The organism is Vibrio sp. OY15 (assembly GCF_000742455.1).
Taxonomy (GTDB): Bacteria; Pseudomonadota; Gammaproteobacteria; order Enterobacterales; family Vibrionaceae; genus Vibrio; species Vibrio alginolyticus.
Window position 1 is genome coordinate 139,761 of record NZ_JPIL01000014.1, and the last position, 14,729, is coordinate 154,489.

General features: G+C 41.5%; 12 protein-coding genes. All 12 read left to right on the forward strand.

The genetic code is table 11. The features are described 5' to 3' along the window. Positions 1-2: 2 nt before the first annotated feature. The 12 genes from IJ23_RS18255 (at position 3) to tssI (ending at position 14,718) form a co-directional block, all read left to right on the forward strand. Positions 3-797 carry a PP2C family protein-serine/threonine phosphatase gene (locus IJ23_RS18255; RefSeq protein ID WP_033907014.1) on the forward strand — a complete coding sequence of 265 codons (795 nt, stop codon included), beginning with the start codon at positions 3-5 and terminating at the stop codon, positions 795-797. Further along, entirely contained in the window at positions 790-1,905 is a 1,116-nt protein-coding gene (gene tssA / locus IJ23_RS18260; protein ID WP_005387526.1) for a type VI secretion system protein TssA, read from the forward strand. Before IJ23_RS18255 ends, tssA begins: the two co-directional genes overlap by 8 nt. Positions 1,906-1,920: 15 nt before the next feature. Next, positions 1,921-2,451 carry a type VI secretion system contractile sheath small subunit gene (gene tssB, locus IJ23_RS18265; RefSeq protein WP_005387524.1) on the forward strand — a complete coding sequence of 177 codons (531 nt, stop codon included), beginning with the start codon at positions 1,921-1,923 and terminating at the stop codon, positions 2,449-2,451. After that, entirely contained in the window at positions 2,451-3,944 is a 1,494-nt protein-coding gene (tssC, locus tag IJ23_RS18270) for a type VI secretion system contractile sheath large subunit (RefSeq protein WP_005375950.1), read from the forward strand. Before tssB ends, tssC (IJ23_RS18270) begins: the two co-directional genes overlap by 1 nt. A gap of 52 nt (positions 3,945-3,996) precedes the next feature. Continuing rightward, positions 3,997-5,508: a type VI secretion system contractile sheath large subunit gene (tssC, locus tag IJ23_RS18275; RefSeq protein ID WP_033907015.1), complete on the forward strand. Its 1,512-nt coding sequence runs from the start codon at positions 3,997-3,999 to the stop codon at positions 5,506-5,508. 10 nt (positions 5,509-5,518) lie between these two features. Beyond that, positions 5,519-6,313 (forward strand): type VI secretion system accessory protein TagJ, encoded by a 795-nt coding sequence (locus IJ23_RS18280; protein ID WP_005375952.1) that lies wholly within the window; start codon positions 5,519-5,521, stop codon positions 6,311-6,313. Positions 6,314-6,320: 7 nt separating this feature from the next. Continuing rightward, positions 6,321-6,785, forward strand: a complete 465-nt coding sequence (gene tssE, locus IJ23_RS18285) for a type VI secretion system baseplate subunit TssE (RefSeq protein WP_017635621.1) — start codon at positions 6,321-6,323, stop codon at positions 6,783-6,785. After that, entirely contained in the window at positions 6,782-8,605 is a 1,824-nt protein-coding gene (gene tssF / locus IJ23_RS18290) for a type VI secretion system baseplate subunit TssF (RefSeq protein ID WP_017820213.1), read from the forward strand. The genes tssE and tssF overlap by 4 nt, the downstream gene beginning before the upstream one ends. Beyond that, positions 8,602-9,567 (forward strand): type VI secretion system baseplate subunit TssG, encoded by a 966-nt coding sequence (gene tssG, locus IJ23_RS18295; RefSeq protein WP_005375963.1) that lies wholly within the window; start codon positions 8,602-8,604, stop codon positions 9,565-9,567. The genes tssF and tssG overlap by 4 nt, the downstream gene beginning before the upstream one ends. 10 nt (positions 9,568-9,577) lie before the next feature. Then, the gene (tssH, locus tag IJ23_RS18300; protein WP_017820212.1) at positions 9,578-12,145 is read left to right on the forward strand and encodes a type VI secretion system ATPase TssH; all 2,568 of its coding nucleotides are present in this window, start codon (positions 9,578-9,580) and stop codon (positions 12,143-12,145) included. 208 nt (positions 12,146-12,353) lie between these two features. Then, positions 12,354-12,833, forward strand: a complete 480-nt coding sequence (locus IJ23_RS18305) for an Hcp family type VI secretion system effector (protein WP_005375967.1) — start codon at positions 12,354-12,356, stop codon at positions 12,831-12,833. A 49-nt stretch (positions 12,834-12,882) separates the two neighbouring features. Further along, positions 12,883-14,718 (forward strand): type VI secretion system tip protein TssI/VgrG, encoded by a 1,836-nt coding sequence (gene tssI / locus IJ23_RS18310; RefSeq protein ID WP_017820211.1) that lies wholly within the window; start codon positions 12,883-12,885, stop codon positions 14,716-14,718. Positions 14,719-14,729: the final 11 nt, after the last annotated feature.

Consider the following 14,729-nt stretch of genomic DNA (forward strand, 5'->3'; position numbering starts at 1 on the left):
GAATGAATTGGAACTATTTTACCTTTGCTAAATCGCACGCAGGAAAAGTACGCCCTTATAACGAGGATGCTCTGTTGGATATGACAGAGCAGCATATTTGGGTGGTTGCTGATGGAATGGGTGGACACAGTGCTGGCGATATAGCAAGCCAGATGCTAGTGGATAGAGTCGCGCGCCACATGCAGGATGTCTCCAATACTAATATCGATGATATCCGAAGAGTGGTTCAAGAAGCGAACTTAGAAATTTACCAATACGCACAAAATCACTTAGACGGTAAAACGATGGGAACAACACTTGTTTTGTTGTTTATTCAGGATGGGTATTACCACTGTCTTTGGGTGGGTGATAGCCGAATTTACCAGCTTAGAAGTGGTAATTTTGTCCAAAAAACACGTGATCATAGTCAAGTCATGGACTTAGTGGATCAGGGCTTATTGGCATTTGAAGATGCCGAATCTCACCCTCTTGCAAATGTTATTACCAGAGCTGTTGGGGTCGACGAAAGTGTCACTATTGATCAAGTTTCAGGGCAGTTGGCTGACGGCGATCAGTTTCTACTCTGTAGCGATGGACTCTCTAAGGAACTTACGAGTGAGGAAATTCATCGGACATTGTATGCAGACTCAGTCAACCAAGCTGGATTAGCGCTCATGCATTCGGCTTTGGTTCGGGGCGCAAGTGATAACGTAACTTGTGCTTTGATCAAAGTTCGCCAAGCGCAAACGGAGTGCGAAACAGTAACTAGAGAAGACGCGACAATACCTGTCTTTCTAAGAGGGAGAGCTTATGAGTAATGAAATGTTTGATTGGTATGAACAAGCGTTGGCCCCTATATCTCAAGAAAATCCTACAGGTGTTGATCCTAGAGAGGATGTATCACCACAGTCTGCTTACTATCGGTTGAAAGATCAGCGTATGGCCGCCCGCAACGCTGAACGTAATGCTCTTATAGAAGAAGAAAGTATCTATACCCACAGTAATTTATGGCGAGTATTTATTGAAGATGTCCCAGAAATACTCACGAATCAGTCTAAAGATTTGGAATTTGTTGCCTGGCTTATAGAAGCCCTAACTCGATTGTATGGTTTTCGTGGTATGGGCGTTGGCTACAAACTCGCAACCAGTTTAATTGAGAACTTTTGGGATGATCTGTACCCAATGCCTGATGAAGATGGTATTGAGACAAGAATATCGGCGATTATTGGCCTCAATGGTATCGATAGTGAAGGAACACTTATTTTTCCAATTGCTTGTATACCATTGACTGACTTAGGCGTGGAGCAAGCTTATGCCTATTGGGAATATCAGCAAGCTATAGAGCTTGAGCGCTTAGACGAAGATAAGCGCCGAAATCGAGTCGAGCTTGGGGCTGTTGAGCTATCTGAAATTACAACTACGGTTAAGTCGACTTCTGATACGTTTTATCGAGAATTAATCACGGATTTGGAGTTCGCTAAGGAATCATTTAATGAATTCAGTCAGCGATTAGATGAAGCGGTCGGTGATGTGACTCCTAGTTCTTATATATCAAAAAGACTTGAATCAATACACTCGGCATTAAAGCACCTTCTTGGAGATCGTTTTAATCAACCACAAGCGGTGTTTGAAGAGCTAGAGGATCTTGATGAATCTTCTTCTGAACAACCGTTAAGTTCACAAAGTTGTGATGCATTATTAGCGACAAACATGAAATCACGAGAGCAGGCAATTAGACAATTGCAGCAAGTAGCTGATTTCTTCCGAGAGAGTGAACCTCACTCACCAGTTTCTTACTCCATCGAACAGATCATTCGTTGGTGTGGGATGCCTCTGCCGGAGTTACTGGCGGAACTTATCTCCGACGGGGATGCAAAGAAAAGCTACTTCCGTTTGGTTGGCATAGCAGAACAAAATGAAAATTAATAAAGGGAGAATGGTATGACGAGTATCCACTCGAAACTATCACGAGTACGGAAGCCTCGTGTCCACATTACCTATGATGTTGAAACTGAAGGTACAACTCTTAAGAAAGAACTGCCTTTTGTTGTAGGTGTAATGGGTGATTTCGCTGGTCAAAACACAGAAGCGTTGAAGCCATTAAAAGACCGCCGTTTTATTCAGATCGATCGAGATAACTTTGACGATGTACTCAAAAAAATGAATCCATCGGTGAAGTTTAAAGTTGCGAATAAGCTTGCGAATGACGATTCACAGTTTGAGGTCGATTTAAACTTTAAATCAATGCAAGACTTTGAGCCTGCTGCGATCGTAAATCAAGTTGATCCACTACGCCAATTGATGGAAACGCGTAATAAACTGCGTGATTTGATGACAAAAGTTGACCGCTCAGAAGAGCTTGAAAATATCCTAGAGGATGTTTTGAACAATACGGACAATCTGGCAAGACTTGCAGGCGAGTTAGATCTTGACAAGAAAGCGAAGTCAGACAGTACTGAAGGAGCGGAATAATGACGACTGAAGCTGAAAAACAGTTAGATCCAACAGTTAATGAACAGACAACTTCATTCTTAGATCAAGCTATTGGTGCGACTAAGCAGACCGAAGCTTCTCGTGCTGAGGAGCTGATTAAAACGCTCGCTGAAGAAGCAATGAAAGGGACAGTTACTTGGAACAAAAACCTAACAGTAACTTTTCGTGAAGCGATTAATTTGCTCGATAGGCAGATTTCTGATCAGTTGTCTGAAGTAATGCATCACCCAGAATTACAGAAACTCGAAGGTTCTTGGCGCGGCTTAAATTATCTAGTGATGAATTCAGAGACCAGCTCTACTTTGAAAGTTCGCATGATGAGCATGACCAAGAAAGAGCTACATAAAGACTTGAGCAAAGCTGTTGAGTTTGATCAAAGCCAGATCTTTAAAAAGGTTTACGAGTCTGAGTTTGGTAGTGCTGGTGGTGAACCGTATGGTGCATTGATTGGAGACTATGAGTTTACCAACCACCCAGAAGATATTGAGTCGTTACGCCTAATGTCAAATGTAGCGGCTTCTGGCTTCTCTCCATTCTTGTCCGCAGCTTCACCAGCACTATTCGGCTTTGATGAGTGGACTGAGTTGTCAAAACCACGCGACCTAGATAAGGTATTTGAATCACTAGAATACGCCCAATGGCGTTCGTTCCGCGAGAGTGCCGATTCGCGCTTCGTTAGTCTGACGATGCCAAAAGTCCTTGCTCGTTTGCCATACGGACAAGCTACCGCTCCAGTCGAAGAGTTTGGGTTTGAAGAGTTCGAAGTAGATCCTGTTTCAGGTATTGCTGTTAACGCTGAACATAACGACTACTGTTGGATGAACTCTTCGTATGTTCTTGGTGTTAAGTTAACCGACGCATTTTCAAAATATGGATTTTGTACTGCCATCCGTGGTGCAGAAGGCGGCGGTCGAGTGGATAACTTGCCAACGCATTTCTTCATGAGTGATGATGGCGACCCTGATATGAAGTGCCCAACAGAGATTGGTATTACCGACAGACGTGAGGCGGAGCTTGGTAAGCTTGGTTTCTTACCACTTTGTCACTACAAAAACACCAACTATGCAGTGTTCTTTGGTGCGCAAACCTGTCAAAAACCAGCGAACCATGAATCCCCTGAAGCAACGGCCAATGCGGCCATTTCTGCCCGCCTACCTTATATGATGGCAACATCTCGTTTTGCGCATTATTTGAAAGTAATGGCTCGAGATAAAATTGGTAGCTTTATGGAAGCAGAAGACGTTGAGTCTTGGCTGAACCGCTGGATCCTAGGTTACGTCAATGCTTCTGAAGGCGGTGGTCAAGAGATCAGAGCGAAATACCCTCTAGCAGACGCTCGTGTTCAGGTTAAGGAAATTCCTGGCGCACCTGGTTCTTACAATGCCGTAGCATGGCTGAAGCCTTGGTTACAAATGGAAGAACTGACCACATCTTTGCGACTTGTGGCAAAGATCCCTCAGTCAGGTGGATAAGAAATGAATTGGCTGGTCGAAAGGCCAGCCATGACCAATCTTTATGTTCTAGATGGAATTAGCAGTGTCACTTAACTTTCGCGACCCTAGCAAGCTAAAACATGAGTTCAGTACCGGAGGCTATGCTGAACTTGATAGCCCGTGGTTGACTCGATTCAATGAATCTTCTGATCTTGTAGCGTCAGCGCGAATTTGGATAGAAGGTACACGTTCAAGAGATTTGGACAGCTTTCGTCATAGTGTGATGAACACAATTAACCGCATTGATGAGCTATTAGAATCTCAACTAAATGAAATATTACATCATCCTGAGTTTCAACAGCTCGAAAGGGGGTGGGTTGGAGTTAGGTATTTATGTGAACAGGTTGATTCTCGTTCATCGGATTCTGTAAAAGTTAAGGTTTTAACGGCGACATGGAATGAAATCAGTAAAGATGCTTTAAAAGCCATCGAGTTTGACCAATCAGCACTATTTAAGTTGCTCTATCAAAATGAATATGGCATGGCAGGGGGAGAACCCTTTGGTGTGGTGGTTGGAGATTATCAGCTTCGCTGTGATCCTAGTAAAAATTATTTTGATAGAGATCTGTCTGTGTTGAGTAAGATCTCTCAGTCTGCAGCTGCAGCATTCAGCCCATTTATCATGTCTGCATCGCCAGAGATGTTTGGTGTTGATAGTTTCGCTCAACTCTCTGCGATAAGAGATATAGCGGCCCAATTTGAACAGGAAGATTATGCAAAGTGGCGTAGTTTGAGAGACAACGATGACGCTAAATTTATTGGTTTGACTGCACCTAACGTCTTGTTCCGTCAGCCATACAAAAGTGATGGCTCGCGGAATGATAAATTCAATTTTCAAGAACACATCTACGACTCCAACCGAGATTTGCTATGGGGGAGTAGTGCGTACTGTTTTGCTGCCGTATCAATTAGAGCATTTCAGGAACATGGTTGGTTCACGCATATGCGAGGGATTAAACAAGGCGATTACAGTCAGGGCATTATCGTCGCTCCTACAAGGAGCAAGATGCGTGTTAACGGCAAGAATGATCGTGAAAGATGTCCGTTAAACTTGAAAATCTCTGAGAGAAAAGAACAAGAATTGTCTGAGTGCGGTTTTATTTCTATTTCTCCAATACCTGAGACTGATATGGTAGGGATGACCTCGAATGTATCTCTCTACAAGCCCAAACAATACGCAGAAAAGCATATTTCAACGAATGCAAAACTGACATCGATGTTGCAATACACATTGTGTGTATCGCGAGTCGCACATTATCTCAAGGTTATGGGGCGTGACAAAATTGGTGGGTATCAAGACGCAGAAAGCCTAGAGCGTGACTTTCAACGCTGGTTACATCAGTACACTACCGCATCAGATGAAGCGTCTGATGAGCTTCGAGCTAAATACCCCCTAAATGAAGCAAAAATTACAGTTCGAGAGAAAAGAGAAACTCCTGGACATTATTACTCAGTTATCCATTTGCGACCGCATTTTCAACTCGATCAAATGGTATCTAGCATTAAATTAATTACCGAATTATCACCAGAGCACATGGTGTAAGGAAATAACAATGACTCAATGGAAAAATGCTTTGTCCCAAGGCCTATTGCAACACGCTCTAGAGCAGTTAACTGATGAAATTAAAGCAACACCTAAAGATGCGAGCTTGAGAAGTTCCTTCATTGAGCTTCTTTGCATTGATGGGGACTTCGAGCGTGCGGACGCTCAGCTCATGCAATCGATTAAATTGTTTCCTGAGTATCTGCCTGGTGCAAGTCAGCTACGACATTTAGTGAAAGCAGCTCAAGCTAGAAAGGATTTTATCAATGGTGCGGCTAGTGCCAAAGTAATAGGTGATGAGGAATTAACTAAAGAGCTTGTTCGATTTAATCTTGCTCTCGGAAATCAAGAGTACGAAGAAGCGTCACGTCTATCGCATCGCATTGAAGAGCATCGTACTATTAAAGGGTTTAACGTAAACGGCACAAACTACGAAGATGCTAGAGATATTGATGATCGTTTAGGTGGTTACATTGAACTGTTTTCTACAGCAGGTAACTATTTTCTTGTACCCATATCGAGCATCCATACGCTAGAAGTTAAAGCACCTACTTCTTTGTTAGAGAGTATTTGGCGACCTGTCGAGTTTGATATCGATGGACTTGGTGAAGGCGAAGGCCATATGCCGTTGACATATGTTGACTCAGAGACCGATGCGCAAAAGTTAGGTCGAGAAACGGATTGGAAGCAGATTGGTGAGCAAGAATCTTTTGTTGGCTTGGGTCAAAAATGTTGGTTAGTCGGTGACTCAGCGCTTCCAATCTGTGATTTGACTACATTATTAGAACAGAAACAAATAGCGTAGAAATATCATGTCGTTAACCGTTTCTCTGCTCGACAAATTGATAGATAGTGATCCTCTCACTCGAGATGAGAAAGACTTCCCTGCAAGCCAGCAACAGATGTTGAGCAGCTTACTTAGAGATCTAGAGTCGATGCTGAATAGTCGTATTGGATGGAAAAATATTCCTGATGATCTTCTAGAGGTTCGTTATTCAATATTGAACTATGGGCTGCCAGATTTTTCCTCAATGCCCTATAGCAGCCAAGAAGGGCAGAATCAGCTTTGCGACATCGTTCATGATGCAATTAAAGAGTTTGAGCCGAGGTTAAGGAACCCTCATGTCCAGATTTCGGACGAGAAAAACGCTATTGATAGGGTATTGAGGTTACAGATAAATGCCACTTGCTTAATTGATAACAGTATTCATGAAGTGCGATTCAATTCTGAAGTAGAGCCGGTAAATTTAGGTATGAAACTGAGTAGAGCAAAATGAGTGAAGAGTTTCTCAAGTACTATAATCGCGAGTTAGCTTATTTGCGTCACAAAGGGCAAGAGTTTGGTGAGCAGTATCCCAAGATTGCCGCGAGACTTCGTATTAGTGAGGAACAGGTTGACGATCCACACGTAGAAAGATTGTTAGAAGGCTGCGCATTTCTAACAGCAAGGATTAGACAAAGCTTAGACAATAGTTACCCTCAGTTTACAGAGTCTTTGATGGGACAGTTATATCCGGATTTTCACGCCCCAATCCCGTCAATGTCAGTCATTAAAATGAGCTGTTCTAACTCCACTTCCTCTTATTTTGATGTAGAAGAAGGCGAGCGAGTTGTTATCGGTGCTACTGGATATCATGAATGCGAGTTTAGAACTTGTTATCCGGTCAGAATGTATCCTGTTGATGTGACCTCTGGCGTTTTTAAAAATGCGCCTTTCAAGCCAGTTGGCTCACGATGGGAAAGCAATGCTCATTCAGTTTTGAAAGTACAGCTCACGGCTCAAGATGAAGAGACTCCTCTTGGTGAAATGGGGATAGAACGGCTGCGCTTCTATTTAAACGGTCAATCTCAATTGACTTTTAAGCTCTACCAAATGCTGTTTCAAAACCTAATTGGTTTATCTGTTGTTGTGGATGGCAAAGAAGTTCGTCCTTTAACCAAAAGACATCTTTCTGAAGTAGGATTTTCAGAAGATGAGAAAGTTGTGCCATACAGTAAAAGAAGCTTTTCAGGAGCAAGATTACTTGTTGAGTATTTGCACTTTCCTGAGAAGTTTATGTTCTTTGATATCACCGAACTTGGATTATCTGAGCTAGATCTTGGAGAGCAAGTCGAACTGTATTTTTACTTTGATACCAACGATGACTGGCTTCCAAAGCAAGTGGACGAAGAAAGCTTAATGGTAGGTTGTGTGCCTGTAATCAACTTATTTAAAAGTATTATGGAGCCTAAGCGTATTCTACCAACTGAATACGATTACCACTTGTCTCCGCAATACCAAGAATCTGAAAGTAATGAGGTTGTCTCAATTTCTGACGTAACGTTGAGAAACTGGAACAAAACGTACCACAATTTGCCATGTTATCACGCTGGTGAGCACACGCATTATACAAACACTAGTGAGATTTATTGGTTGATGAGACGTGAGGATAAGAACTGGGCTGGTGGGTATGATGAGCCAGGTAGAGAAACTTACATTTCTTTTGTTGATAAAAAACATCAATTGTTCAGCCCGGATAGCCGGGAAAACTGGTTAATGTACGTGGAAGCTGAGTGCTGTAACCGCAACTTAGCGCAGAAACTTCCATTTGGAGGTGGGCTGCCGCAAGTATCTTTACCGGAGGTAAATGACAATTTCGAATCTGTTCGTTGTTTAGTTTCTTTATCAGAAACTATTCGGCCAGAAATGGATGAAAGCACACGATGGCAGTTAACTAAGCTTTTAACTTTAAACCATTTTACCGAGGAAGATGGTTTAGCAACTTTGAAGCAGACCCTTAATCTCTATGCATTTTCTGGGACAGCAGAAACGAAAGCGGTAATCGATGCTTTAACTAAGTTAGAGTTTGAGCCTACTACAGGAAGAATTAGTCAGAAAGGCAAAGTTGGATTTGCGCACGGTATAAAAATTATTTTGACGGTTTCTGATCAAATTTTACCTAAAGAGCAGATCTTTCTCTTAGGTAGTGTTTTATCTGTTTACTTCTCGCAATATGCTGAAATTAACATTTTTACGCAGTTAGAAATAAGAATTAAGTCCACGGGAAAGTCTTTCCACCTATGGCCCGCATTAACTGGCGATAAGGTGTTGCTATGAGCGCGGAACAATTTTATCGAGAATTAAAGCAACATCCATTGTTTGAAGCGATTCATCTTATTGAACACGAAGTTCTGCAAGCAGAGGCGCAAATAGGAACAGATGCGTTACCGAAGCATGAAAAGCTAAACTTAAAGGTTAATCCATCATTAGGTTTTGAAAATGCTCAGCTTTGTGAACTGAAAAATATAGATGACAGCAAGTTAGAGATTGAGACCAATTTAATAGGCCTAACGGGTGAGCAAGGTGTGCTTCCCCAGCACTATAGTGAATTAGCTTTACATCGCCAAAAAGAAGGCGATACGGCTATGGTGGACTTCTACGATATTTTCAATCATCGCTTATTATCTCTTTATTATCGATGTTGGCAACTGAGTCAGCTGACTGTTCAGTCTCGTGCGCATGCGCAGGGCGCGCGTTCGCCGTTAGAAAGCTGTAAATCGGCATTAACTGGGAAAGGGAGTTCACTGTCCCGGCACTATGGTGGTGTGTTTGCTTCACCAGTGAGAAGTAAAGGTGGACTGAAAAGTATTCTTGAATGTTTATCTGGATGCCAAGTAAAAGTTCATGAATTTCAAGGACAATGGTTACACCTTACGAAAGAAGAGCAAACACGCCTTGCATCCCGAACTATGCCTGAAGGGCAGTTTGCTCAACTTGGTTTAGGAGCGTCTTTGGGTTCGAAAGCATGGAACATCAACGCGGGGACAACAATAGAATTTCTGCCAAAAGATAAACAGCTAGTTAGTAAATTGCTTCCTAACCAACCCAATATAGCAATCATTAAGAACGCTGCTTATGAGTTGATTGGAAAACATAAACAACTGAAGTGGCAGCTCACCACCAAACATAGTTTGCTACCACAAGCTTGTTTATCGAAACAGCAGGGGCAGTTAGGTATTGGTTCTGTGCTTAAAAAACACGAACGTACAAAAGATCGAACTATAACAATTACTATTTAAAGGAAATGTAATGGCTTCACTCTCACTTTCAGCGTTGGTCGAAAGATTGTCTCCTCAGGCTAAGGAAACACTTGAACAGGCAGCTGCGATGGCAAGCTCCCGAACTCATCACAGTATTGAAATGTCTCACTGGTTAATGATGATTATCCGCCATCCTGACGATATTTACTCTGAAGTTTTTGACGAATTTGATGTCGATAAAATCAAGGTTGAAACCGATATTCAAAAGGCATTAGAAAAATACAAAACAGGATGCCAGTCGGTGCCTGGGCTATCAGCTCATACGGTGACTGTTATGCAAAATGCCTTGTTGTCTGCAACCATTGAATTCAATCAAGAACAGTTGGGGTGCATCCATCTTTTATTTGCCTACTTGTCTGATGATACGTTAGTCAACATGGCTGGTTCGATTAGTCCTGAACTAAACAAGATAGAACCATCTCGCTTATTGAACTTTAAAGAAAGTAATGCGCCTCAATCAAGATCGAATGACTTAGCGCAGTCAAACGCGAATTCCGCCTTGAATCAATTTACAACAGACCTTACTGAGCAAGCTAGGGAAGGTAAAATAGATCCGGTGATTGGTAGAGATAATGAAATTCGCCTAATGATCGATATTTTATTAAGACGCCGACAAAACAACCCGATTCTTACGGGAGAAGCCGGTGTTGGAAAAACAGCCGTTGTTGAAGGTTTGGCGCAAAAGATCATTGATGGCGATGTACCTCCCGCTCTGCAAAATGTGGCAATTAAGTCTCTGGATTTGGCGTTACTGCAAGCCGGCGCAGGCATGAAAGGTGAGTTTGAAAACAGGCTTAAGAACCTTGTTAAGGAAGTAAACGACGCTCCACAGCCTATTATATTGTTCATTGATGAAGCTCATGGCCTAATTGGCGGTGGTGGGCAAGCGGGCCAAGGTGATGCGGCGAATATTCTGAAGCCAGCATTAGCGAGAGGTGAACTCAGAACGATCGCAGCAACAACGTGGGCAGAGTATAAAAAGTATTTTGAAAAAGATGCAGCTTTAACTAGGCGTTTTCAAGTCGTAAAGGTTGATGAGCCAGCCCCTGAACTCGCGATCGAAATGTTACGAGGCTTACTTGATGTAATGGCACAACACCACGATGTTCATATCACTAACCAAGCTCTCAATGCAGCGGTCCAACTGTCAGCTCGATACATTAATGGTCGTCAACTGCCAGATAAAGCGGTTTCTGTTTTGGATACGGCCTGTTCTCGAGTTGCGTTAAGTCAGTCATCTACACCGGGAGGCCTAGATGCGAAAAGAAACAAACTTAAAGCAAAGCAAGCTGAGTATGAGCATCTTAGCCAAGAGAGTCGGCTAGGAGCATCTCTTGATGTGCAGCTGCAAGGTGTCCGAAAAGAGATTGATGCGCTATCTAATGACATTATTGAATTAGAAGTACTTTGGGAAAAAGAAAAAGAATGGGTAAATGAAGCTAAGTCACTTAGAACCCAAATAATCCAGGAGGGTTCTGAAACTGCTAGAGACAAGTTACAAGAGCTTGAAAATAACCTTTCCGCTAACTCACAGCCCTTAGTTTTTTCGCATGTAAATGAAGCGCTAATCGCAGAAGTTATTTCGGATTGGACCGGTATACCGCTAGGTAAACTTCAGGATGATGAAATCCAAGCAGTATTGGGTTTGAAAGAAAGTTTGTGTAAGCGAGTTGTCGGGCAGGATCACGCTTTAGAGCTCATGTCTGAAGTGATAAAAACCGCGAGTGCGCAGCTCACGGATGAGACACGACCAAATGGTGTATTTCTCCTAACCGGACCAAGCGGAGTGGGTAAAACCGAATCGGCTTTGGCGATTGCAGAGAAAGTCTATGGTAGTGAAGAAAATGTCACGACTATCAATATGTCGGAATTTAAGGAAGAGCATAAAGTCTCATTGCTATTAGGTTCTCCTCCTGGTTATGTCGGTTATGGAGAAGGAGGTGTACTGACTGAAGCTGTTAGACGTAAACCTTATAGTGTAATTCTCCTCGATGAAATGGAAAAAGCGCACCCTGGTGTTCAAGATATTTTTTATCAGGTGTTTGATAAAGGCTCAATTAAAGACGGTGAAGGTCGAGATATAGACTTTAAAAACACTATTATTATTATGACCGCGAACACAGGGACCGAAACGACGATGTCTTTGTATTCTGATCCTGATTTATCTCCTGAGCCGTCAGCACTAAAAGATGCTTTACGCGATGATTTGTTGGTCGACTTTAAACCTGCATTTTTAGGGCGTGTGAACGTATTACCTTATTTGCCTCTATCAAGAAAAGTATTGATAGAAATAACAAAATTAAAGTTGGATAAAATTACGACTCGTATTCGTAAGCACTATAACGCTGACCTGTTTTTTGATGAGGAACTAATTAATGATATTGTAGACAATAGCAATGAGTCTGGCAGTGGTGCGCGTGTGGTACAAACAACCATAGAAAATACATTGCTTCCGAAGATTTCTCATGAAATATTGCATGCAATTCTTAATGATAAGACGTTTGATGAAATTATTGTTAAAGGTACAACTAGTGGACTTGATGTCTCAATAGTTTAACATCCTTTACACTCTCAATAATAATTGGGAGTTGGTTCATATTAACTATTATTTTTTATAAAAAACGCTTAAATTAAATCTTATTTAAAGATATAACAGGGCGTATTTAAAATGAAGTTTTTGATACATTAATCACTAATTATCACCAAACGTCAGATAATTAAATTACTACGATATATGTCAATTAATAATGCTATAGGAGATTAGCATGCAGTCTAATACGTATCTTAAATACGCAGATATTAAGGGTGAGGCAACAGCCGAGCAATACAAAGATTTGATTACACTACTATCTGTAGATTGGAGTGTAGGTCGTGAGATCTCATCATACACTGGTACAGCGATGGACCGTGAAGCGAGCGCTACTCGTCTATATGATTTGACTATCACTAAACTTCAAGACCGTTCTTCTCCTGACTTATTTAAAGAAGCGACGATTGGTAAAGGTAAACCAGCGGTTTTCCATATTACTAAGCAGGGTGAGAAGGTTGAAGAGATCATGAAGATCGAACTGACTGATGCGATGATTTCTAACTACTCAGTTTCTATCCAAGACGATCGTCCAGTTGAAACTATCACAATTTCTTACACAGAAATGATGATGACAGTGACTCCTACTGACGATAAGAACAACACTTCTGCTCCATTGGTATACGGCTACAGCGGTGTTAAAGGTCAACAAATGTAATTTTCATGCGGGGGAGTATTCCTCCGCATTTTTTTGAAAGAAGTATTTAATGAAAAGAGCAACTCAAGATAACAATTTCATCCGAATTTCTTCCCCATTCGGTAAAGATGCCATCATACTAAACTCGTTTGAGTATAAAGAAGAGATCTCAGAACTTTTTTCATTGCGTGCTAAAGCTTACTTTAATGATCAACGAAGTGAGTTAAACGAAATTATTGGTAAGGAAGTTACCATTACCCTTGAAAATAATGAGGATGTTTCTTCAAATCCTCGTTATATGCATGGTTACGTTTCTGCTGCAAGATTAGAAGGGAAAAGGGTTTCTAATACACATAAAGGCGAAAATTATAAAAACATAGAATTATTAATAGAGCCTAAATTACGTTTCGCTGAATATCGAAAAAATTGCAGAATATTTCAGCATAAAGATATAAAGGAAATTATCTCTGAAGTACTATCGGAGCATAGTGTTGCCTTTAGTTTTGAGCTAACCAAGTCCTATCCTAAATACACGTACAAAGTACAATATGAAGAATCAGATCTTGAATTTGTTCGACGTCTGTTATCGGAAGAGGGGCTATCATTTTGTTTTACACATACTAAGTCTGCCCATACGCTCAATATTTTTGATGACATCAGTTTTTATAAGCCGGGTACTGAGTTTTTAGTCGATTTTGATACAGGTACGGCGAAATCTAGCCACATTTCTTCTTGGCATGAAACGCAAATTCTGACTACTAAAGCGAGTCAAAAGTCAGGCTATAACATGCTCAAGCCTTCTTCGAATCCTAAAAATACTGCAAAGGGTGAAAGTGATTTTTTTACAGTGCCTGAAAGCGAGTATTTTGAATACATGGGTGAAATGGAGAGCAATGATCAATACGCACTGAGAAACACGCATGCAATAGAAGCACTACAGCAAAATGCATATTTGTGTCGTGGCGAGGCTACGTGCAGAACATTCAGCGTAGGCAAGTGCTTCAAGTTTAAAAAACATGAAGATAAATCTCGAGTTGGCAAAGAATATGTACTGTCTTCTGTTTTTTTGTCTGCTGCTGTTTATAACCAGACTGGTCAAGGTGGCACCGGTGCGCAAGGTGTCAAAGTCTCGTTTAGTTGTGTTGACTCAAAGACAATCCTTCGTCCTTCAGTTAACTATCCGAAACCTCAGATGAAAGGTTTGCAAACTGCAATAGTTACGGGGAACAAAGATGGTGAAATTTACATAGACAAACATGGCCGTATCAAAGTTCAGTTTCACTGGGACCGTGTTGGTAAATACGATGTAAATAGTTCATGTTGGATTCGTGTTGCGCAAAATATCGCAGGTAACGGATGGGGGTCGGTGTTTCACCCTAGAGTCGGACAAGAGGTCATCGTCGAGTTTGTCAACGGAGACCCTGATCAACCAATCGTTACGGGATCACTATATAACGGTAGTCAACTCCCTCCTTACGCTTTACCAGAGCAAAGTTCTCAGAGTGGTTATAAATCACGCTCTGTACAAAAAGGTACATCCAATTTTAATGAGTTGCGCTTCGATGATAAGCCTGGTGAAGAGCACATTTATCTTCATGCTGAAAAACTGTTCCAAATGCTAGTTGAAGACTGTGTTGATATCGCCGTTGAAAACAGTAAAACCGAAAAAGTGACCAATGATGTTAATCAAGAGGTTGGTCAGAACGCGAGCTTGAAAGTAGGTAAAAACTTTTCGAATGAAACGGGTGAAGTGCTGTCTTTTAATGCAGGAAAGAGCGTCGAGATCAAAGTAGGTGGTGCTTCTATTCAGATGTCTAGCTCTGGAGAAATCAATATCAAAGGTAATAAAATATCCATTAACGGCTCAGCTATTGCTCTTAAAGCTGGGCAAATTTCATTGAACTAAGGTGATTTAAA

Excerpts from the sequence above, each read along its gene's own strand:
- tssE (WP_017635621.1), top strand. The coding sequence starts at position 6,321 with ATGTCGTTAACCGTTTCTCTGCTCGACAAATTGATAGATAGTGATCCT.
- tssC (WP_005375950.1), top strand. The coding sequence starts at position 2,451 with ATGACGACTGAAGCTGAAAAACAGTTAGATCCAACAGTTAATGAACAG.
- IJ23_RS18255 (WP_033907014.1), top strand. The coding sequence starts at position 3 with ATGAATTGGAACTATTTTACCTTTGCTAAATCGCACGCAGGAAAAGTA.
- tssH (WP_017820212.1), top strand. The coding sequence starts at position 9,578 with ATGGCTTCACTCTCACTTTCAGCGTTGGTCGAAAGATTGTCTCCTCAG.
- IJ23_RS18280 (WP_005375952.1), top strand. The coding sequence starts at position 5,519 with ATGACTCAATGGAAAAATGCTTTGTCCCAAGGCCTATTGCAACACGCT.
- tssC (WP_033907015.1), top strand. The coding sequence starts at position 3,997 with ATGGAATTAGCAGTGTCACTTAACTTTCGCGACCCTAGCAAGCTAAAA.
- tssA (WP_005387526.1), top strand. The coding sequence starts at position 790 with ATGAGTAATGAAATGTTTGATTGGTATGAACAAGCGTTGGCCCCTATA.
- tssG (WP_005375963.1), top strand. The coding sequence starts at position 8,602 with ATGAGCGCGGAACAATTTTATCGAGAATTAAAGCAACATCCATTGTTT.
- tssI (WP_017820211.1), top strand. The coding sequence starts at position 12,883 with ATGAAAAGAGCAACTCAAGATAACAATTTCATCCGAATTTCTTCCCCA.
- tssB (WP_005387524.1), top strand. The coding sequence starts at position 1,921 with ATGACGAGTATCCACTCGAAACTATCACGAGTACGGAAGCCTCGTGTC.
- IJ23_RS18305 (WP_005375967.1), top strand. The coding sequence starts at position 12,354 with ATGCAGTCTAATACGTATCTTAAATACGCAGATATTAAGGGTGAGGCA.
- tssF (WP_017820213.1), top strand. The coding sequence starts at position 6,782 with ATGAGTGAAGAGTTTCTCAAGTACTATAATCGCGAGTTAGCTTATTTG.